The sequence below is a fragment of the Paraburkholderia sp. UYCP14C genome, from assembly GCF_004197395.1.
Lineage (GTDB): Bacteria > Pseudomonadota > Gammaproteobacteria > Burkholderiales > Burkholderiaceae > Paraburkholderia.
The window spans coordinates 1-18687 of record NZ_SELS01000010.1 but is presented as its reverse complement, the minus strand read 5'-3'; the positions used below and the strand labels follow the sequence as shown (position 1 = coordinate 18687).

Sequence of the window (18687 nt, the reverse complement as noted above, 5' to 3'; positions counted from 1 at the left end):
GCGATAAAAAAACGCCACGCAACGTTGAGTTGCGTGGCGTTTTCGTTTGATCCGGAGCGCCGTTGGAACGGGCCGCGCGGCTTACTGCCCTGCGATCGTCATCCGCTCGATCAGCACCGAGCCGGTCTGCTTGGTGCCGCGCGTGATCGTATCCGCGCCGATCGCGACGATATGGCGGAACATCTCCTGCAGTGTGCTCGCGACCGTGATCTCCTCGACCGGATACTGGATCTTGCCGTTCTCGACCCAGAAGCCCGACGCGCCGCGCGAGTAGTCGCCGGTCACGTAGTTGACGCCCTGGCCCATCAGCTCGGTCAGCAGCAGACCGGTGCCGAGCTTCTTCAGCATGGCTTCGAAGTCGTCGTCCGGGCGCGTGTTCGAACTGAGCAGCGACAGGTTGTGCGAGCCGCCCGCGTTGCCGGTGGTCTTCATGCCGAGCTTGCGCGCCGAGTAGGTGGACAGGAAGTAGCCCTCGACGACGCCGTCCTTCACGACCGAGCGCTGACGCGTGCGCACGCCTTCCTCGTCGAACGGCGCGCTACCCATCGCGCGCGCGACGTGCGGGTCTTCAACCACCTGCACGTGCGGCGCGAATACCGGCTTGCCGAGGCTGTCGACCAGAAACGAGGTCTTGCGATACAGCGCGCCGCCGCTCGTCGCCTGCACGAACGCGCCGAGCAGGCCCGCCGCGAGCGGCGCCTCGAACAGCACCGGCACCTTGCGCGTGTCGAGACCGCGCGCGCCGATGCGCGCAAGCGCGCGCTGTGCCGCATAACGGCCGACCGCTTCGGGATCAGCGAGTTCGTCGGCACTGCGCGTCGACGTGTACCAGTCGTCGCGCTGCATGTTGCGGCCGCTGCCGGCGATCGGCGCGCACGCGATGTAGTGGCGCGAATACGGATAGCCGGCGAGGAAGCCGCGCGAGGTTGCCAGCACGAACTGCGAGTGCTGCGCCGACACGCTCGCGCCTTCCGAGTTCTTGATCTGCGGATCGGTCGCGAACGCGGCGTCTTCGGAGCGGCGCGCGATTTCCACCGCTTCGTCGGCGGACAGATTCCACGGGTGATACAGATCGAGATCGCGCGGCGCGGTTTCGAGCAGCTCGGCTTCGGCGAGGCCCGCGCAATCGTCCTCGGCGGTGAAGCGCGCGATGTTGTAGGCGGCCGCGACTGTGTCCTTCAACGCCTGCGGCGAGAAGTCCGAGGTGCTCGCGTTGCCGCGTTTGTTGCCGATGAACACCGTCACGCCGACCATCTTGTCGCGGTTGTGCTCGATCGTCTCGACTTCGCCGCGCCGCACGGAGACGGACAGGCCGTCACCTTCGGAGATTTCGGTTGCGGCGTCGGTGCCACCGAGCGCCTTCGCGTGACGGAGGATGTCCGAGGCGATTTCCTTCAGCTCATCCTGGGTATGCGGAAAAAAGCGCTGCTTGACGTCCATGTCTGCTGCCATTGTGGTTGCCGTCCTGTTGGGGCCGCGCGGCCCTGGGTATGCGCACCGTATTCGGCGCGGGCGCACGGGTGCGGAATAAATGCATCCCGCGATCATAGCAAGGTACGCGCCGCCGCGGGTCGGGCCGGCGCGGCAAGTTACAATACCGGCATGACACGCAAAACCCGCATTCAACCGATCGAATCCGTCGTCACGGAAGTCGACGAAAACGGCTACGATCGTCCGAGCAAGTCCCAGGTCAAGCGCGAAATGCAAGCGCTGCAGGATCTGGGCTCGGAGCTCGTCGCTCTGCCGAAAGACGCGCTCAAGCGCATGCCGATGCCCGAAAAGCTCGACGAAGCCGTGCGCGAAGCACGCCGCATCACCGACTTCGAAGGCAAGCGTCGCCAGGTCCAGTATGTCGGCCGGGTGATGCGCTCGCTGCTGGAGACCGAAATCGCCGCGCTGCGCACCGCGCTCGACACCTACAAGGGCGTCAACAAGTCGGAAACGGCGAAGCTGCACTGGATCGAGCGCACCCGCGAAAAACTGCTCGCCGACGACGCCGCGCTGACCGACTTCATCCGCCGGCACCCGGGCGCCGATCCGCAGCAGGGCCGCACGCTGATCCGCAACGCGCGCAAGGAAGCGGAGCAGAGCAAGCCGCCGCGCTACTTCCGTGAACTGTTCCAGTGGATCAAGAACGCTGCCGGCACGGAAGACGAAGCCGAAGACGCGCACGACGCCGACCTCTCCGCGGAAGACGACGATGACGACCGCGACGCCTGATCAACGTCAGCCACGCAACCATCCCGACGAAATCGTGATCGGCCTCGTGTCGATCAGCGACCGCGCGTCGACGGGCGTGTACGAGGACAAGGGCATTCCGGCGTTGCAGGAGTGGCTCGGCGCGGCCTTGAGCTCGCCGTGGCAGGTCGTCACGCGGCTGATCGCCGACGACGCGCCAACCATCTCCGCGACACTCGTCGAGCTGGTCGACGAGGTGGGCTGCGATCTGGTGCTGACGACCGGGGGCACCGGCCCGTCGCGCCGCGATGTGACACCCGAGGCGACGCTCGCGGTCGCAACGAAGGAGATGCCCGGCTTCGGCGAGCAGATGCGGCAGATCAGCCTGAATTTCGTGCCGACCGCGATCCTGTCGCGCCAGGTCGCGGTGATCCGGGAAACGGAAAAGCACGCCGCGCTGATCATCAACCTGCCCGGTCAGCCGAAATCGATCCGGGAAACGCTGGAAGGTCTGCGCGATGACGGCGCGGTCAAGGTGCCTGGGATTTTCGCTGCCGTGCCCTACTGCATCGACCTGATCGGCGGGCCTTACGTGGAAACCAACGCCGACGTGGTCAACGCGTTCCGGCCGAAAAGCGCGCAACGCGCGCCGCGGCAGGACTGAGGTTCGGGGCCTGCGGTGTGCAGGCCCACGCTTTACTTAGCGCTCGCGGCGGCGTCCGGCGCCGACTGCGCCGATGGCACCAGGAAATGCTCGCGGTAGTACTTCAGTTCGTCGATCGACTCGTGGATATCGGCCAGTGCCGTGTGCATCGCGCGCTTCTGGAAACCCTTGTAGATGGCGGGCTGCCAGCGCCGGCACAGCTCCTTCAGCGTGCTCACGTCGAGGTTGCGGTAGTGGAAGAAGCTCTCCAGCTCCGGCATCCAGCGCGCCATGAAGCGGCGGTCCTGGCAGATCGAATTGCCGCACATCGGCGACTTGCCCGGCGGCACGTACTGGCCGAGGAACTCGCGGATCTGCACGGTCGCGTCGGCCTCGCTGACCGTCGACGCCTTCACGCGATCGATCAGCCCCGAGCGGCCATGCGTGTTCTGGTTCCACTCGTCCATCTTCGCGAGCGTCTCATCGCTCTGATGAATCGCGAGCACCGGGCCTTCGACCATCCTGTCGAGCGTCGAATTCGTCACCACCACGGCGATCTCGATGATGCGGTCGGTGTCGGGCTCGAGCCCGGTCATTTCCATGTCCAGCCAGACGAGATTCATGTCGCTGCGCACGAGCGGCGGCTGTTCGGTGGATGCGAGGATGTCAGTCATGAAGGCAACCCTGAGGGCCGCGCGGCGGGCTTCGCTGGAAACCCGTGCGACGCGGCATGTGTTCGTTTGAAATGGATTCGCGCGGTTCGAGCCGGGCCGGCTGCGCGAAAGCGACGCCTTGAACTGCTACCCGCAACCATTGCGTCGAGCCGCTGCGTTAAACCGTATCTCCGCCGCGAGGCGGGAAGAAACATATAATTCTCGCATAGATACCACGGAATCCCCGGATGCCCACCCTGTACTTCACCGCCCTGTTCGTCGTCGCCGTCGTCGCGATGGTCGGCACCAAACTCTGGCTCGCGTCGCGGCAGATCCGCTTCGTCGTCGCGCATCGTGAACAGGTGCCGAGCCAGTTCGCGAACACGATCGCGCTCGCCGCACATCAGCGAGCGGCCGACTACACCGTCGAGCGCACGCGGCTCGCGATGGTCGAGATCGTCGTCGGCGCGGCCGTGCTGATCTGGCTCACGCTGCTCGGCGGCGTGCAGACGCTCGATCTCGCGCTCTCCGACTGGCTCGGCCGCGGCTACGTCGGCCAGATCGCGCTGGTTGCCGCCGTGATCGCGATCACGAGCGCGATCGACCTGCCGTTCGACTACTACCGGCAGTTCGTCGTCGAGCAGCGCTTCGGCTTCAACCGCATGAGCAAAAGCCTGTTCTTCCTCGACCGCCTGAAGGGCGCGCTGCTCGGCATCGCGTTCGGTCTGCCGCTGCTGTTCGTCGTGCTGTGGCTGATGAACCGCGCCGGCAACCTGTGGTGGCTGTGGGCGTGGGTCGTGTGGGTCGCGTTCCAGATGTTCGGCCTGCTGATTTTCCCGACCTTCATCGCGCCGCTGTTCAACAAGTTCGAGCCGCTGAAAGACGAAGCGCTCGTGACCCGCATCGAGGCGCTGATGAAGCGCTGCGGCTTCGCCGCGAAGGGACTGTTCGTGATGGACGGCAGCCGCCGTTCGGCGCACGGCAACGCGTACTTCACCGGCTTCGGCGCGAGCAAGCGCATCGTGTTCTTCGACACGCTGCTCGCGCGCCTGTCGGGCCGCGAGATCGAAGCGGTGCTCGCGCACGAACTCGGCCACTTCAAGCGCCGTCACGTGATGAAGCGCATGCTCGTCACGTTCGCGATCAGCCTCGCGATGCTCGCGCTGCTTGGCTGGCTGACGCAATGCGTGTGGTTCTACGAAGGGCTCGGCGTGCGGCCGTCGCTGGTTGGCGGCAATAGTGGACTCGCGCTCGTGCTGTTCTTCCTCGCGCTGCCGGTGTTCATGTTCTTCGTTACGCCGCTCGGCAGCCTGAGCTCTCGCAAGCACGAGTTCGAAGCCGACGCGTTCGCGGCGACGCAAACCGATGCGCACGACCTCGTCAACGCGCTCGTCAAGCTGTACGAGGACAACGCGTCGACTTTGACGCCCGATCCGCTCTACACCGCGTTCTATTACTCGCATCCACCGGCCTCGCAGCGGATCGACCGACTGCTGCAGCACGCATGAGCGGCCGCGCCCCGAAGAAAGCGTCGCGCGGCGCACAAGCCTCGGCGTCCGGCCTGAATGGCGCGCGCATTGGCGGCCTCGTGGTGGCCGCGCACGGCCGTCACTATCTGGTCGCCCCCGAAGATGGCGGCGCAATGCTGCAATGTTTCCCGCGCGGCAAACGCAGCGAGGTGGCGGTCGGCGATCGGGTGATCTACGAGCCGACTTCCGCGGATCAAGGCGTGATCGTCGAGATCGGCGAGCGGCGCAATCTGCTGTATCGCTCGGACCAGTACAAGTCGAAGCTGTTCGCCGCGAACCTCGATCAGTTGCTGATCGTGCTCGCGACCGAGCCGCATTTCAGCGAGGATCTGCTCGGCCGCGCGCTCGTCGCCGCCGAGGAAAACGAGTTGAAGCCGTTGATCGTGCTGAACAAGATCGACGTCACCGCTGCCTTGGACGGCGCGCGCAAGCGGCTCGAGCCGTATCGCGCGCTCGGCTATCCGGTGCTCGAAGTGTCGATCCGCATGCAGCCCGAGGCGGCACGCGCCACCTTGACCGAACATCTGCACGGTCACGCGACACTGCTGCTCGGCCAGTCGGGCATGGGCAAATCGACGCTCGTGAACCTGCTGATTCCCGATGCCGAAGTCGCGACGCGCGAGATCTCGACCGCGTTGAACAGCGGACGCCATACGACGACGTTCACGCGTCTTTATCCGCTGCCGGAGTTGAATGGCACGGTCACCGTGAACGGGCCGGCAGGCGCGCTGATCGACTCGCCGGGCTTCCAGGAATTCGGCCTGCACCACCTGACCGAAGGCGGGCTCGAACGCGCGTTCCCCGAGTTCCGGCCGCTGCTGCCGAACTGCCGTTTCTACAACTGCCATCACCTGCACGAGCCGGGCTGCGCGATCCTCGAAGCGGTCGCCGACGGCCGCATCCGCCGCGAACGGCATGCGCTTTATGCGCAGCTCGTGCACGAGGCGAGCCAGATCGTCCGCTGACATGAAACTGATGCGCGCGCCGAACCTGATCATCGGACAGCATTGGGTCAACGTGCTGGAGACCGCGGGCATCGCGTGCGAGTTGCATAACCGCTATCTGAACGGCGCGCTCGGCGAGATTCCGGCCGATCAGTGCGCGCCGGAGCTGTGGCTCGTCGATGAACGCGATGAGGCGATCGCGCGGCAGTTGATCGAAGCGGCGTCGCGCGGACCGGCGCCGGGCACGCCTCTATGGCAATGTCAGCAGTGCGGCGAGATGCTCGAGGCGCAGTTCACCGTGTGCTGGCAATGCGGGACGGTGCGCGATCCGTTGAAGGGGTGAAGCGCGGTCGGGAAATGAAAAAGCCGGGCGGCGTGCCCGGCTTTTTCTTGTATTGCGCGCATGGCGTGACTGCTTCAGGCGAGCCACACCGCGATGGTCAGCATCAACAGCAGGATCATCCACAGGACGACCGCACGCCACACGAGCCCCACCGCCGATTGCAGCGTGCGCGGCGTGCAGTCGTCGCCGACCTGCATCGGACCGCCGTCGCCGGTGGCGAGCGCATCGAGGCTCGACGGCTCCGCGAGCGGTCCGGCCAGGCGAGCGCCGAGCGCTCCGCTGCCCGCGGCGAGCAACACGCCTTCGTTGGTATCGGGCCACTGCCGCGCATGATTGCGCCACGCGTAAATCGCGTCCTCGAAATTGCCGACGATCGCAAAGCCCATCGACGTCAGCCGCGCCGGCACCCAGTCGATCACGAAGAACGCGCGCTGCGCGAAACTGGAGAACGCGACGGTGCGATCGTCGGCCGGCCGCGCCCACGCCCGAGCGAGATATTCCGCGCAACGATACAGCACCGCGCCGGCGGGACCGACCGGAATCAGGAACCAGAAGAACACGCCGAACACGTGACGATGCGACGCCACCACCGCATGGATCAGCGTGTGACGCACGATCTCGCTGACCGGCATGTCGACTGTCTCGAGCCCGGTCCATTCGTTGAGAATTTCGCGCGCGCGCGGCACGTCGTCGTTGTTCAACGCGAGATGGATGTCGGTGAAGTAATGGCTGAACTGCCGGAAGCCGAGCGTGAAATACAGCACCACGACGTTCCACAGGAACGCGAGCATGAAGTGAATGTGATACAGCACGTAGTAGACGAGCGCGACAACGAGCGTCCAGGGCACCACCACGACGAGCCACGCGAGCAGACCGTGACGTTGCTTGCCGGCATCGAATCCGTGCGCCGCCGACTCCGCATGGTATTGAAGCAACGCGGACACCGGATTGTTCGGCGACAGCGCGCGCACCTGTTCAATGATCAGAGCCAGCAAAACGGAGAAAAAAGTCATGCGATGCGCCGTGCTTTTTAAGTTTTTACGATTGTTTTATAACGATAGCACAGGGTCGGATGAGTCTGAACGCGGAAGCTGACAAAGGGCCGACAAGTGCGTCGTTCGCGCAACTGCGCATCGCGGGCGTGCCGATGCGTCGATGCGAATCGTGTAACTCATGCGGCGAGGAACCGATACAGGTTGCGAAGCATCGCAGCCGTCGCCCCCCAGATGAAATGATCGCCGCCTTGCACGGCCGCTGGCGCAGCCGTCTGCGTGCGTTGCGCGCCGCGCTGCTCGGCGGCTTCGGGCGTCACCGTCAATTCGCCACGCGGATACGGCATCGCGAAGAAGCGGCGCTCTCCGCCCTCGTAGCGGAACAGGCGCTCTTCGTGGTTGGACGGGTCCATCAGGAACGCGAGCGGCACCTCGAAAACCTCGGCCACTTCGAGCGTATCGATCGCCAGCGAGAACGGCGGGTGCACGAGAGCGATGACCGGCGACACGCAAAAGCCGGTGCCAGTCAGATAGTCCGGCAACGCGCCCAGCACTTCGACGCGCGACGCGTCGAGGCCTACCTCTTCGCGTGCCTCGCGCAGCGCGGTGGCAGTCGCATCGGCGTCGAACGGTTCCTGGCGGCCGCCGGGAAAGCTCACCTGGCCGGCGTGATCGTTCAGATGGTCCGCGCGTTGCGTGAGCAACACGGTCAGGCCACGCGCGCGCACGACGAGCGGCACCAGCACCGCCGCCACGCGCGGATCGAGTTCGGTATTGCGCCACGGCGCATCGGCGATTTTCTCGGGCGTCCAGGCAAGCTGCCGCTCGAAGCGCGCCCGCAGTGCATCGGGCGTCAGACGCTCGCCCGCGACCGGTGGCAGATCGGCGCCCGTCGCGATGACGGGCAGAGATTCGGGCTCAAAGACGGGGCGGATCAACGGGTCTCTCTAATGAGCGGGGACATGCCGCTATTTTGACCTGGCCAACAAAAAAGCACCCGCGAGGGGTGCTTTTTCTTACAGCATTTACGCTTCGGAAGAAGCGCGGTCTTTCGAGACCAGCTTTTCCTTGATTCGAGCCGACTTGCCCGAACGCTCGCGCAGATAGTACAGCTTCGCACGACGCACATCGCCGCGACGCTTGACGACGATGCTTGCCAGCAGCGGCGAATACGTCTGGAACGTACGCTCGACGCCTTCGCCCGACGAAATCTTGCGGACGATGAACGACGAATTCAGACCGCGATTACGCTTGGCGATCACGACGCCTTCGTAAGCCTGCACACGCTTACGCGTGCCTTCAACCACGTTCACGCTGACGATGACCGTGTCGCCCGGACCAAAATCCGGAATGGTCTTTTCGCCGAGAACGCGCGCGATTTCTTCCTGCTCGAGTTTTGCAATCAGATTCATTACTGACTCCTAGATCCATCTTGTCGGCGTTCGTACCTGCCTCACGCGCTTACTGCGTTCAGCTACGGCCCCGATAGAGGATGGGTTCACATCTGGCGCCGCACACGCATGTACGGCACCGCCTTGTGTCCGCTCGAAAGACCTGAGCCTCAGGCCTTCGGTTCTTCCTTCGCGAGACTTGCGAGCCACGCCTCGTCGGCACGGCTCAGCATTCTGTTCTTTCGGGCCTTCACGATCAGATCGGGCCGTTTGTTCAACGTGTTGCGCAATGCTTCGCGCCGCCGCCACGCTTCGATTTCCGCATGATGGCCGCCGAGCAGCACATCAGGCACCCGCACGCCCTCGTATTCCTCGGGACGCGTGTAGTGCGGACAATCGAGCAGCACGTCGACGAAGCTATCCTGCACCGCCGACTGCGAGTCGTTCAGCACGCCAGGCAACTGACGCACGACCGCATCCATCAACGCCATCGCGGGCAACTCGCCGCCCGAGAGCACGAAGTCGCCAAGGCTGACTTCCTCGTCGACGACACGGTCGAGCAGACGCTGGTCGATCGCTTCGTAGCGCCCGCACAACAAGATCAGACCGGGTTCGCCCGCGAACTTCATCACGCGCTCGTGATTCAGCGTGGCGCCTTGCGGCGACATCATCACGACGCGCGACGTGCCGATGCCCTGCTCCGACTGCGCCGCCTTCGCGGCACTGATCGCCTCTTCGAGCGGCCGGGCCAGCATGACCATGCCGGGGCCGCCGCCGTATGGGCGATCGTCGATCGTGCGGTAGTTATCTATCGTGAAATCGCGCGGATTCCACGTACGCAACCCATAGCGCTGCTGCTTCGCGGCTCGACTGGTGATACCCCAGTCGGTCAACGCGCGGAACATTTCTGGAAAGAGCGTCACGACATCGAACTGCATCGCTCTCCCCATTCAACGATAGATTTCAATAGTCAGCTTCCCAGTCGACGACGATCTGCTTTGCCGCCTGGTCCACCGTTTTGACAAAGACGCCGACGAACGGAATCAAACGCTCGCCTGCGATCGGCTTGCCGCTTTTGTCGGTAGCCGGATATTCGATGCGCAGCACCGACTGCGCACCGTTGTCGATCATGCTGGCGACCTTGCCGAGATTGAGCCCGGCGAGATTCACCACGTCCAGGCCGATCAGATCGACCCAGTAGAATTCGTCGGCTTCGAGCGCCGGAAATTCGCTACGGCTGACGTACACGCGAGAGCCGCGCAAAGCCAGCGCCACATCACGGTCAGCGACACCACCCAGCCGGGCGACCACGCTGTCGGCATGCGTTTTGGACTGCAAGGACGGCGCCGATTTGCGCTCCTGGCCTTTCAGCAGCCACCAGCGCTTCGCGCTCAGCAAAGCGTCGCCACCGTGCCCGGTATCCGCGTGCGCGGCTACCTTGACCCAGCCTTTGAGACCATAAGCGTCGACAATTGCGCCGACTTCGATCGCATCGGCCGGCCAGCTTGCCGCCGTTTCGATGCGCATTTCTGCAGCTTCGGAACCAGCGTTCACGACATTGGCTTGCGCCTCTTTCGCCTTGCCGTCGGTTCGTTCGACCGGCTTGCGGACGAATGCACCGAACGATGCCTGACCAGACGCCTTTGCGCGCGAAGCTGCCTTGGCGCTACCAGAACTGCCGGAATCACGCTCAGACATCGAATACCCTCGACAACAACTTCGCAGCCTGCTTTGGCGTCTGCTTCAGTAAAACAAATTGCGCATCGGACTGCTCACGCGAGCCGCCGGCCAAACCGACGACGATACGCCTGCGGGCCGCCATATCAAGCAGCCGGCTGCGCCTTTTGCGCTTCTTTCACGAGACGCTCGACGGTCGGCGACAGTTGCGCGCCAACACCTTGCCAGTACGTCAGGCGATCCTGAGCGATACGCAGGGACTCGCCCTTCGTAGCGACCGGGTTGTAGAAACCGACGCGCTCGATGAAGCGGCCGTCGCGACGGCTGCGCGAATCGGTGGCGACGATGTTGTAGAACGGGCGCTTCTTGGAGCCGCCACGAGCCAAGCGGATGATGACCATACTAGAATCCTTGAAAACCGGGGTTCGGAACGACTGAAACACGCGATTATAGCGGGAAACCGACGCCATAACAAACACTTACCGGGATAAACTGCGGAACCGGAGTGAACCGGCCTTCCACAAGAGCTGCGTCAACTGGCTCAAACGCCCGAATTACTTGAAGGAGCGCCTGTGCGACGCCAGCCGAACCTCTCGTTTCCGTTCGCCTTTTTTGCCTTTTCCGTGCCCTCTGCTGGACATTTGCGCGCCTCGTGTAGCCGGATTCTACGCGTAGCGGCGTCCGCGTTACTCGCCGCGCGGGCGTTGACGGCAAACGCCGCACTGCCCATCGAGAGAATCAGGCTGCCGCCGGGCTTTCATATCGAAGTGTTGTCGGACGACGTGCCGAGCGCTCGCGCGATGACGTTGTCGCCCAAGGGCATTCTCTACGTGGGCAGCCAGGATGGGCACGTCTATGCGCTCGAACTACGCAACGGCCGCGTGACGGGCCACCATGTGATCGCGTCAGGGCTGCAGATCCCAGCCGGCGTCGCGTGGCACGAAGGCGCATTGTATGTGTCGGCCGTGTCGAAAATCGTGCGCTTCGATGCGATCGACGCGCACCTGACCGATCCGCCGAAACCCGTCGTCGTCACCGACAAGCTGCCCACGGAAACGCATCACGGCTGGAAATTCATCGCGTTCGGCCCGGATGGCAAGCTGTATGTGCCGCAGGGCGCGCCGTGCAACATTTGCGAGCGAGATCCGGACCGCTATGCGCTGATTGCCCGCATGGACCCGGACGGCAGCCACTACGAAGTCGTCGCACGCGGCATCCGCAATTCGGTTGGCTTCGCGTGGCATCCGGTCACTCACGAGCTGTGGTTCACCGACAACGGCCGCGACCTGCTCGGCGACGATATCCCGAGCGACAAGCTCAACCGCGCGCCACGGCTCGACATGAATTTCGGCTTTCCGTACTGTCACGGCGGCGACACGCCCGACCCCGAGTTCGGCAAGGATCATCCGTGCAGCGAATTCACGCCGCCGGTGGTCCAGCTTGGCGCGCACGTGGCGGCGCTCGGCATGCGCTTCTACGACGGCCCGATGTTTCCCGCCGACTACCGGAACAACATCTTCATCGCCGAGCACGGCTCGTGGAATCGGAGCAAGAAGGTCGGTTACCGCGTCGTGCGCGTGATCACCGATCCCGACGGCAGCCACGCACGGCAGCAGGTCTTTGCCGAAGGCTGGCTGCAACCCGGCGAATCGGTCTGGGGCCGCCCCGCCGACGTACTGCCGCTGCCAGACGGTTCGCTACTGATCAGCGACGACACCGCCGGCGCCATCTACCGCGTCACTTACTCAGCGCCGTAACGCGCGGATGCCTGCATGCACGGCCGAGCGGCCGCACTCACGTGGAGCCACGTCCGGCGCATCCCGCCACCCCGCTTTCAGACCGGGTGACCGCCCGCCCGCCACAGGCGTAGAATGCGCGTCGGTTCGCGCCCTGCGGCGCACCGCTCCTTTCGACCGCCTGTCACTCTGCCCACGCGTTCATGTCCACCGTTGCCTCGACTTCCCCGCGCTTCAGATCCAAGACGCTTACCGCCGCGCTGGCGTTCCTGTTCGGCAGCCTCGGCGCCCACCGTTTCTATCTGTACGGCACGCGGGACATCTACGGCTGGGCACATCTGCTTGGCACGCTGATCGGCATTCCCGGCGTGATGCTGCTGATCGCCACCGAGCGCGCCTCGATCCTCGGCTGGGTGCTCGCGTCGATCGGCGCGGTGTCGTTGTTTGCCGCGTTTCTGGCCGCGCTCGTCTACGGGCTGCGTCCGGATCAAAAATGGGATGCGCAATTCAACGCCCACACGCAACGCAAAAGCCGCTCGGGCTGGACGGTCATTTTCGTCGTAATCTTTTCGCTTCTGATTGGCGCGTTCCTGCTGATGACCGGTCTCGCGCTCGCGTTCCAGACCTACTTCGAAAGTCAGGTCGAAGCGGCTAAAGTGATTTCGCAGTAGCTCCCGCGGCACGGCACCGGCAAGCGCCCCGGCGCACTAGAACAGCCTCAGTTGCGGATTGTCGCGCGCCGGTGCGCTCGCCTGCTCGGCGCGCGGCGGCTCGATGCGGCGGAAGTGCGACATGTCGAGAATGCCGCGGTCGCGCCCGGTCAGCCCCAACCGGCGCACGGCCTTGTGAAAGCGCTGCCTGAGCAGATCCGCCCATAGTCCCTCTCCCTTCATGCGAGTCGAGAACGACGAGTCGTAATCCTTACCGCCCCCCATGTCGCGCACACGGCTCATCACGCGCTCGGCCCGATCCGGGAAATGCGCGCTCAGCCAATCCTTGAACAGCGGCGCGACCTCCCACGGCAGCCGCAGCACGATATAGCTCGCGTTGCTGGCACCCGCTTGCGCGCACGCTTCGAGCACGCGCTCCATGTCCGGTTCGGTGACGAACGGGATCACCGGCGCGATGCTGACGCCGACCGGAATGCCCGCCTCGCTGAGCGTGCGGATCGTGCGCAGCCGGCGCGACGGCGTGGCCGCGCGCGGTTCGAGCGTACGCGAGATGTCGGCGTCCAGCGTGGTGATGGTGATCGCCGCCATGAACTGACCGCGTTCCGCCATCGGCGCGAGCAGATCGATGTCGCGCTCGATCAGCGACGATTTGGTGATCGCCGCAAACGGGTGATTGCGCTCGCTGAGCACCTCGACCACGCGACGCGTCAGGCGCAAGTCGCGTTCGGCCGGCTGCCATGCGTCGGTCGCGACGCCGAGCGCGATCGGCTCCGGTACATAGGATTTTTTCGACAGTTCCCGCTCGAGCAGTTCGGGCGCGTTGATCTTCGCGTAGATACGGCTTTCGAAATCGAGCCCCGGCGACAAGCCCAGGTAGCTGTGCGTAGGCCGCGCGAAGCAATAGATGCAGCCGTGCTCGCAGCCGCGATACGGATTCAGCGACACATTGAACGGAATGTCCGGCGACGCGTTGCGTGTGAGGATCGTTTTGGCGCGCTCCTCGAACACCTGCGTGCGCAGGACCTTCGGCTCACCGTCCTCGTCGGCCGTCTGCCAGCCGTCGTCGACGGCCTCGCGCTGGTAGACTTCGTAGCGGCCTTGCAGGTTCGTGACCGCGCCGCGCCCCTTGCGAGGCGCCGGCGGCGCGATCGGAAATTCGGGAATGTCAGGGGTGTCGGGGTCATCCACGGCGGGCCACGCAATGCAAACGCAAACAGGAAGCGCCATAAGAAAACGGCGCAAAACACCTGTATAAATATACAGTGTTTACGCCGTTTGTCGAGCACTTCGTCGAGTCTGCAATAGGCGGCCAGCGCCGTCAGTTAGTCGGCGCTTACTCGCCCACCGCGATCGTCAGCGTCTCCTTGATTTCCTCCATCACCACGTAGCTCTTCGACTGCACTGCGCCCGGCAACTGCAGCAGGATGTCGCCGAGCAATTTGCGGTAGTCGGCCATTTCGCCGATGCGCGCCTTAATTAGATAGTCGAAATCGCCCGATACGAGGTGGCACTCGAGCACCTCGGGGATCTTCTGCACCTCGCGCCGGAACTGGTCGAACATGTTGCCGCTCTTGTGATCGAGCGTGATCTCGACGAATACGAGCAGCGCCGCACCCAGCTCGGCCGGGTTCACGCGCGCGTAGTAGCCGGTGATCACGCCGTCGCGCTCCATCCGCTTGACGCGCTCGATGCACGGCGTCACCGACAGCCCGACCTGCTCCGCCAGGTCCTTCATCGCCATACGGCCGTCCTGCTGCAGGAGCCGCAGGATCTTGTGATCGAGCTTGTCGAGAGCCCGCACGGGCTGGCGCTGGGTACGCATGGTGTTTTTTCTAAAAATGATGAAAATACGATAACAAAACCTGTCCCACTGTTAATAGTATAGCGGTTGACACTGGGCAAACGGCATTTCACCTCACGTTGCAGCTCGTCGAATCGAATCGGATCGAATCCGGCGACGAACGCCTTGCCCTCACACAATTTTTGGATACCTGGAGCAGCTATGCGAGTCGTCGTTTTGGGCAGTGGCGTCGTCGGCGTGACGAGCGCGTATTACCTCGCACGCGCCGGTCACGAAGTGACCGTCATCGATCGCGAGGCCGGCCCGGCGCTCGAAACCAGTTTCGCCAACGCGGGCCAGATCTCGCCGGGGTACGCGTCGCCATGGGCGGCGCCGGGCGTGCCGCTGAAGGCCGTCAAGTGGATGTTCCAGAAGCACGCTCCGCTCGCGATCCGCCTCGACGGCACCGCGTTCCAGCTGCAATGGATGTGGCAGATGCTGCAGAACTGTACGGCGCCGCGCTATGCGGTGAACAAGGGCCGCATGGTGCGACTCGCAGAATACAGCCGCGACTGCCTGCAGGCGCTGCGCGCCGACACCGGCATCCAGTACGAAGGCCGCACCGGCGGCACGCTGCAGGTGTTTCGCACGCAGCAGCAGTTCGACGGCGCCGCGAAAGACATCGCCGTGCTGCAGGAAGCCAACGTGCCGTACGAACTGCTGACGGCGGACCAACTGGGCAAGGCCGAACCGGCGCTCGCCGCGGTGTCGCACAAGCTCACCGGCGGCCTGCGCCTGCCCGGCGACGAAACCGGCGACTGCCAGATGTTCACGACGCGCCTCGCGGCGCTCGCCGAAGAACTGGGCGTCAAGTTCCGCTACAACACGTCGATCGACGCGCTCGCGATGGCGGGCGGCCGCATCGCCGGCGTGCAGTGCGGCGGCGAACTGGTGCGCGCGGATTCGTTCGTGGTCGCGCTCGGTTCGTATTCGACGCGTTTCCTCGATGGCATCGTCAAGATTCCGGTCTATCCGCTGAAGGGCTATTCGATCACCGCGCCGATCGTCGACGCGGCTGCCGCGCCGGTGTCCACCGTGCTCGACGAAACCTACAAGATCGCGATTACGCGCTTCGACGACCGGATTCGCGTCGGCGGCATGGCGGAGATCGTCGGCTTCGACAAATCGCTGCGCCAGGCACGCCGCGAGACGCTCGAGCTTTCGGTGAACGACCTGTTCCCGGGTGGCGGCGACACGTCGAAGGCGACGTTCTGGACCGGTTTGCGCCCGATGACGCCGGACGGCACGCCGATCGTCGGCCGCACGCCGGTGCCGAACCTGTTCCTGAACACCGGCCACGGCACGCTCGGCTGGACGATGTCGTGCGGCTCGGGCCAACTGCTGGCCGACCTGATGTCGGGCAAGCAGCCCGCGATTCGCGCGGACGATCTGTCCGTGCATCGCTACCTCGGCGAGACCGCGGGCGAGCATCGACCGGCGTATGCGTGAGTTCGACTGGGTGCGCTGACGCGGCCTTGGCCGCACAGCGCAGGCCGCAATTAACGCAGCAGCAATAACAAACGGCGCCACGCGAGGGCGCCGTTTGCATTCCGTCGTGCGGCCGCCGCACGCGGCCGGCATCGACGCATCTTCAGAACTGATCTTCCGACAACGCCAGCACGCCCTCGCCGCCCTTCGCGCTGACGATCGCCACTTCGAGCGCCGCCGCCTGCGGCAGCACGTGCTCGGCGTAGAACCGCGCGGTCGCGATCTTCGCGTCATGAAACGCGGGATCCTCGTTGCGCTTCGCCGCCGCAGCGAGCTGCGCACGCGCCATCTGCCAGCCGCCCAACACGATGCCCGCAAGCTTCAGATAGGGGACGCTGCCCGCGAACACCGCATTCGGATCGCCCTTCGCATTTGCGACGACGAAATCGACGACCGCGCCAAGCGCGCGTTGGCCCTGCGCGAGCTGCGTCTTCATCGAGGCGAACGCCGCACCCTGCTGCGCGCCAAGCGCTTCGACGGTTTCGGCGATACCGGCAAGCAGTTCCTTCGCAACCTTGCCGCCATCGCGCAGCGTCTTGCGACCGATCAGGTCGTTGGCCTGAATCGCGGTGGTACCTTCGTAGATCGGCAGAATGCGCGCGTCGCGGTAGTACTGCGCGGCGCCGGTTTCCTCGATGAAGCCCATGCCGCCGTGCACCTGCACGCCGAGGCTCGCGACATCGACCGACAGCTCCGTGCTCCAGCCCTTCACGATCGGCACCAGGTATTCGTAGATCGCCTGATGCTTCGTGCGCGTCGCCTCGTCCGGATGACGATGCGCGATATCGCAGTGCGAGGCGGCGACGTACGCGAGCGCGCGCGATGCCTCGGTGAGGCTGCGCATCGTCGACAGCATGCGGCGCACGTCCGGGTGCTGGATGATCGCCACCGACTGCTTCGCGGAACCGTCCACGGGACGACTCTGCACACGCTCCTTCGCGTACGCGACCGCCTTCTGATACGCGCGATCCGAAATCGCGACACCTTGCATGCCGACCGCGAATCGCGCCGCGTTCATCATGATGAACATGTATTCGAGGCCGCGATTCTCTTCACCGATCAGCTGACCGAGCGCGCCGCCGTGATCGCCGAACTGCAACACCGCAGTCGGGCTCGCCTTGATGCCGAGCTTGTGCTCAATCGACACACAATGCACGTCGTTGCGCTCACCGAGCGAGCCGTCCTCGTTGACGAGAAACTTCGGCACCAGAAACAGCGAAATGCCTTTCACGCCATCAGGCGCGTTCGGCGTGCGCGCGAGGACGAGATGGACGATGTTCTGCGCCATGTCGTGCTCGCCCCACGTGATGAAAATCTTCGTGCCGAACAGCTTGAACGAACCGTCGCCCTGCGGCTCGGCACGGGTGCGCACGAGCGCGAGATCGGAGCCGGCCTGCGGCTCGGTGAGGTTCATCGTGCCGGTCCACTCGCCTGAAATCAGCTTCGGTACGAAAGTCTGTTTCTGCGCTTCGCTGCCGGCGGTCAATAACGCTTCGATCGCGCCGTCGGTCAGCAACGGACACAACGCGAACGACAGATTCGACGCGTTCAGCATTTCGACGCACGGTGTGCCGATCAGCTTCGGTAGCCCCTGCCCTTCGTAGTCGAGCGGATGCTGGACACCCTGCCAGCCACCTTCGGAGAACTGGCGGAAGGCATCCTTGAAACCGGGTGTCGCGGTGACGACGCCGTCCTTCCAGCTGCTCGGATTGCGATCGCCGTCGACGTTCAGCGGCGCGAGCACTTCGCCGCACAGTTTCGCCGACTCGTCGAGCACGGCCTGCGCCGTGTCGAGGTTTGCGTCTTCGAAGCCGGGCAGCTTCGCGATGTCTTCGAGTCCGGCCAGTTCTTTCATCACGAACAGCATGTCCTTGATGGGCGCCGTATAGCTCATTCTGGTTCTCCTCCCTTGAGATGAAAAAAGGGCGCGGGACTTGGTCGGTCCAGCGCCCTTCGCTTGCTTTCGGCGGCCTCTTTCAGGCGCCGCGGCGCTTAGCCGAGTTCGTTCACGAGTTCCGGGACGACGGTGAACAGATCACCGACGAGGCCGTAATCCGCGACGCTGAAAATCGGCGCTTCCGCATCCTTGTTGATCGCGACGATCACCTTCGAGTCCTTCATGCCGGCGAGATGCTGGATCGCGCCTGAGATGCCGACCGCGACGTACAGTTGCGGCGCGACGATCTTGCCGGTCTGGCCGACCTGATAGTCGTTCGGCACGAAGCCCGCATCGACCGCTGCGCGCGATGCGCCGAGTGCCGCGCCGAGCTTGTCTGCCAGCGGCTCCAGAACCTTCGTGTAGTTCTCGCCGTTGCCGAGGCCACGGCCACCCGACACGATGATCTTTGCGCTCGTCAGTTCCGGACGATCCAGCTTCGTCACTTCACGGCTCACGAACTGCGAGATGCCTGCGTCGGCTGCCGCTTCGATCTTCTCGACCGCTGCGCTGCCGCCTTCGGCCGCAACGGCGTCGAAACCGGTCGAGCGCACGGTGATGACCTTGATCGGGTCAGCCGATTGCACGATCGCGATCGCGTTGCCTGCGTAGATCGGGCGTTCGAACGTGTCGGCGCTATCCACTGCCGTGATGTCGCTGATCTGC

At 64.4% G+C, this 18687-nt stretch carries 20 protein-coding genes; 8 read left to right on the top strand and 12 right to left on the bottom strand.

Annotated features, from left to right (window positions below; translation table 11 throughout):
- Window positions 1–81: 81 nt before the first annotated feature.
- Complete coding sequence (pmbA, locus tag EVC45_RS11570; protein ID WP_129958132.1) at window positions 82–1452, bottom strand: metalloprotease PmbA; 1371 nt, start codon at window positions 1450–1452, stop codon at window positions 82–84.
- A gap of 150 nt (window positions 1453–1602) precedes the next feature.
- On the opposite strand from pmbA, the gene yjgA reads away from it, so the two are divergent.
- Both yjgA and mog read left to right on the top strand, forming a co-directional pair.
- Complete coding sequence (yjgA, locus tag EVC45_RS11565; RefSeq protein WP_129958131.1) at window positions 1603–2220, top strand: ribosome biogenesis factor YjgA; 618 nt, start codon at window positions 1603–1605, stop codon at window positions 2218–2220.
- Window positions 2201–2842 carry a molybdopterin adenylyltransferase gene (gene mog / locus EVC45_RS11560; protein ID WP_129958130.1) on the top strand — a complete coding sequence of 214 codons (642 nt, stop codon included), beginning with the start codon at window positions 2201–2203 and terminating at the stop codon, window positions 2840–2842. Before yjgA ends, mog begins: the two co-directional genes overlap by 20 nt.
- 32 nt (window positions 2843–2874) lie before the next feature.
- Here mog and orn read toward each other — a convergent pair whose 3' ends face one another.
- Window positions 2875–3495: an oligoribonuclease gene (gene orn, locus EVC45_RS11555; RefSeq protein WP_129958129.1), complete on the bottom strand. Its 621-nt coding sequence runs from the start codon at window positions 3493–3495 to the stop codon at window positions 2875–2877.
- A gap of 227 nt (window positions 3496–3722) precedes the next feature.
- Here orn and EVC45_RS11550 point away from each other — a divergent pair, with 227 nt between their 5' ends.
- The 3 genes from EVC45_RS11550 to EVC45_RS11540 are packed head-to-tail and all read left to right on the top strand — an operon-like array spanning window position 3723 to window position 6290.
- Window positions 3723–4982, top strand: a complete 1260-nt coding sequence (locus EVC45_RS11550) for a M48 family metallopeptidase (protein WP_129958128.1) — start codon at window positions 3723–3725, stop codon at window positions 4980–4982.
- The gene (rsgA, locus tag EVC45_RS11545) at window positions 4979–5968 is read left to right on the top strand and encodes a ribosome small subunit-dependent GTPase A (protein WP_129958127.1); all 990 of its coding nucleotides are present in this window, start codon (window positions 4979–4981) and stop codon (window positions 5966–5968) included. Before EVC45_RS11550 ends, rsgA begins: the two co-directional genes overlap by 4 nt.
- A 1-nt stretch (window position 5969) precedes the next feature.
- Complete coding sequence (locus tag EVC45_RS11540; RefSeq protein ID WP_129958126.1) at window positions 5970–6290, top strand: DUF2007 domain-containing protein; 321 nt, start codon at window positions 5970–5972, stop codon at window positions 6288–6290.
- Between the two features lie 74 nt (window positions 6291–6364).
- Here EVC45_RS11540 and EVC45_RS11535 read toward each other — a convergent pair whose 3' ends face one another.
- From EVC45_RS11535 to rpsP, 6 genes are all read right to left on the bottom strand, one after another.
- On the bottom strand, window positions 6365–7303 hold the full coding sequence (locus EVC45_RS11535) for a CobD/CbiB family protein (protein WP_129958125.1): 939 nt from the start codon (window positions 7301–7303) through the stop codon (window positions 6365–6367).
- Window positions 7304–7461: 158 nt separating this feature from the next.
- The gene (locus tag EVC45_RS11530; RefSeq protein ID WP_129958124.1) at window positions 7462–8220 is read right to left on the bottom strand and encodes a CoA pyrophosphatase; all 759 of its coding nucleotides are present in this window, start codon (window positions 8218–8220) and stop codon (window positions 7462–7464) included.
- 87 nt (window positions 8221–8307) lie between these two features.
- Window positions 8308–8694 (bottom strand): 50S ribosomal protein L19, encoded by a 387-nt coding sequence (gene rplS / locus EVC45_RS11525; RefSeq protein ID WP_129958123.1) that lies wholly within the window; start codon window positions 8692–8694, stop codon window positions 8308–8310.
- 149 nt (window positions 8695–8843) lie between these two features.
- Window positions 8844–9611, bottom strand: a complete 768-nt coding sequence (gene trmD / locus EVC45_RS11520) for a tRNA (guanosine(37)-N1)-methyltransferase TrmD (protein WP_129958122.1) — start codon at window positions 9609–9611, stop codon at window positions 8844–8846.
- 25 nt (window positions 9612–9636) lie between these two features.
- A complete protein-coding gene (gene rimM / locus EVC45_RS11515; RefSeq protein ID WP_129958121.1) occupies window positions 9637–10371 on the bottom strand; it encodes a ribosome maturation factor RimM in 735 nt (244 codons plus the stop codon).
- Between the two features lie 125 nt (window positions 10372–10496).
- On the bottom strand, window positions 10497–10751 hold the full coding sequence (gene rpsP / locus EVC45_RS11510) for a 30S ribosomal protein S16 (RefSeq protein ID WP_013090118.1): 255 nt from the start codon (window positions 10749–10751) through the stop codon (window positions 10497–10499).
- A gap of 222 nt (window positions 10752–10973) precedes the next feature.
- On the opposite strand from rpsP, the gene EVC45_RS11505 reads away from it, so the two are divergent.
- Window positions 10974–12107, top strand: coding sequence for a sorbosone dehydrogenase family protein (locus tag EVC45_RS11505; protein WP_248295101.1), 1134 nt, complete (start codon window positions 10974–10976; stop codon window positions 12105–12107).
- A gap of 182 nt (window positions 12108–12289) precedes the next feature.
- Window positions 12290–12757: an NINE protein gene (locus EVC45_RS11500; protein ID WP_129958119.1), complete on the top strand. Its 468-nt coding sequence runs from the start codon at window positions 12290–12292 to the stop codon at window positions 12755–12757.
- Between the two features lie 36 nt (window positions 12758–12793).
- Here EVC45_RS11500 and EVC45_RS11495 read toward each other — a convergent pair whose 3' ends face one another.
- Window positions 12794–13984, bottom strand: a complete 1191-nt coding sequence (locus tag EVC45_RS11495) for a PA0069 family radical SAM protein (RefSeq protein WP_373683013.1) — start codon at window positions 13982–13984, stop codon at window positions 12794–12796.
- A 106-nt stretch (window positions 13985–14090) separates the two neighbouring features.
- Window positions 14091–14579 (bottom strand): Lrp/AsnC ligand binding domain-containing protein, encoded by a 489-nt coding sequence (locus tag EVC45_RS11490; RefSeq protein ID WP_062127950.1) that lies wholly within the window; start codon window positions 14577–14579, stop codon window positions 14091–14093.
- Window positions 14580–14759: 180 nt separating this feature from the next.
- Between EVC45_RS11490 and EVC45_RS11485 the strand changes: the two genes are divergently transcribed.
- Window positions 14760–16046 carry a D-amino acid dehydrogenase gene (locus tag EVC45_RS11485; protein WP_129958117.1) on the top strand — a complete coding sequence of 429 codons (1287 nt, stop codon included), beginning with the start codon at window positions 14760–14762 and terminating at the stop codon, window positions 16044–16046.
- A gap of 142 nt (window positions 16047–16188) precedes the next feature.
- On the opposite strand, the gene EVC45_RS11480 is transcribed toward EVC45_RS11485, so the two are convergent.
- A complete protein-coding gene (locus EVC45_RS11480) occupies window positions 16189–17979 on the bottom strand; it encodes an acyl-CoA dehydrogenase (protein WP_129958116.1) in 1791 nt (596 codons plus the stop codon).
- A gap of 98 nt (window positions 17980–18077) precedes the next feature.
- Window positions 18078–18687 (bottom strand): electron transfer flavoprotein subunit alpha/FixB family protein (locus EVC45_RS11475; RefSeq protein WP_211193409.1); only part of this gene is annotated, 610 nt, incomplete at its 5' end.

Excerpts from the sequence above, each read along its gene's own strand:
- pmbA (WP_129958132.1), bottom strand. The coding sequence starts at position 1,452 with ATGGCAGCAGACATGGACGTCAAGCAGCGCTTTTTTCCGCATACCCAG.
- yjgA (WP_129958131.1), top strand. The coding sequence starts at position 1,603 with ATGACACGCAAAACCCGCATTCAACCGATCGAATCCGTCGTCACGGAA.
- mog (WP_129958130.1), top strand. The coding sequence starts at position 2,201 with ATGACGACCGCGACGCCTGATCAACGTCAGCCACGCAACCATCCCGAC.
- orn (WP_129958129.1), bottom strand. The coding sequence starts at position 3,495 with ATGACTGACATCCTCGCATCCACCGAACAGCCGCCGCTCGTGCGCAGC.
- EVC45_RS11550 (WP_129958128.1), top strand. The coding sequence starts at position 3,723 with ATGCCCACCCTGTACTTCACCGCCCTGTTCGTCGTCGCCGTCGTCGCG.
- rsgA (WP_129958127.1), top strand. The coding sequence starts at position 4,979 with ATGAGCGGCCGCGCCCCGAAGAAAGCGTCGCGCGGCGCACAAGCCTCG.
- EVC45_RS11540 (WP_129958126.1), top strand. The coding sequence starts at position 5,970 with ATGAAACTGATGCGCGCGCCGAACCTGATCATCGGACAGCATTGGGTC.
- EVC45_RS11535 (WP_129958125.1), bottom strand. The coding sequence starts at position 7,303 with ATGACTTTTTTCTCCGTTTTGCTGGCTCTGATCATTGAACAGGTGCGC.
- rplS (WP_129958123.1), bottom strand. The coding sequence starts at position 8,694 with ATGAATCTGATTGCAAAACTCGAGCAGGAAGAAATCGCGCGCGTTCTC.
- trmD (WP_129958122.1), bottom strand. The coding sequence starts at position 9,611 with ATGCAGTTCGATGTCGTGACGCTCTTTCCAGAAATGTTCCGCGCGTTG.
- rimM (WP_129958121.1), bottom strand. The coding sequence starts at position 10,371 with ATGTCTGAGCGTGATTCCGGCAGTTCTGGTAGCGCCAAGGCAGCTTCG.
- rpsP (WP_013090118.1), bottom strand. The coding sequence starts at position 10,751 with ATGGTCATCATCCGCTTGGCTCGTGGCGGCTCCAAGAAGCGCCCGTTC.
- EVC45_RS11500 (WP_129958119.1), top strand. The coding sequence starts at position 12,290 with ATGTCCACCGTTGCCTCGACTTCCCCGCGCTTCAGATCCAAGACGCTT.
- EVC45_RS11495 (WP_373683013.1), bottom strand. The coding sequence starts at position 13,984 with ATGGCGCTTCCTGTTTGCGTTTGCATTGCGTGGCCCGCCGTGGATGAC.
- EVC45_RS11490 (WP_062127950.1), bottom strand. The coding sequence starts at position 14,579 with ATGCGTACCCAGCGCCAGCCCGTGCGGGCTCTCGACAAGCTCGATCAC.
- EVC45_RS11485 (WP_129958117.1), top strand. The coding sequence starts at position 14,760 with ATGCGAGTCGTCGTTTTGGGCAGTGGCGTCGTCGGCGTGACGAGCGCG.
- EVC45_RS11480 (WP_129958116.1), bottom strand. The coding sequence starts at position 17,979 with ATGAGCTATACGGCGCCCATCAAGGACATGCTGTTCGTGATGAAAGAA.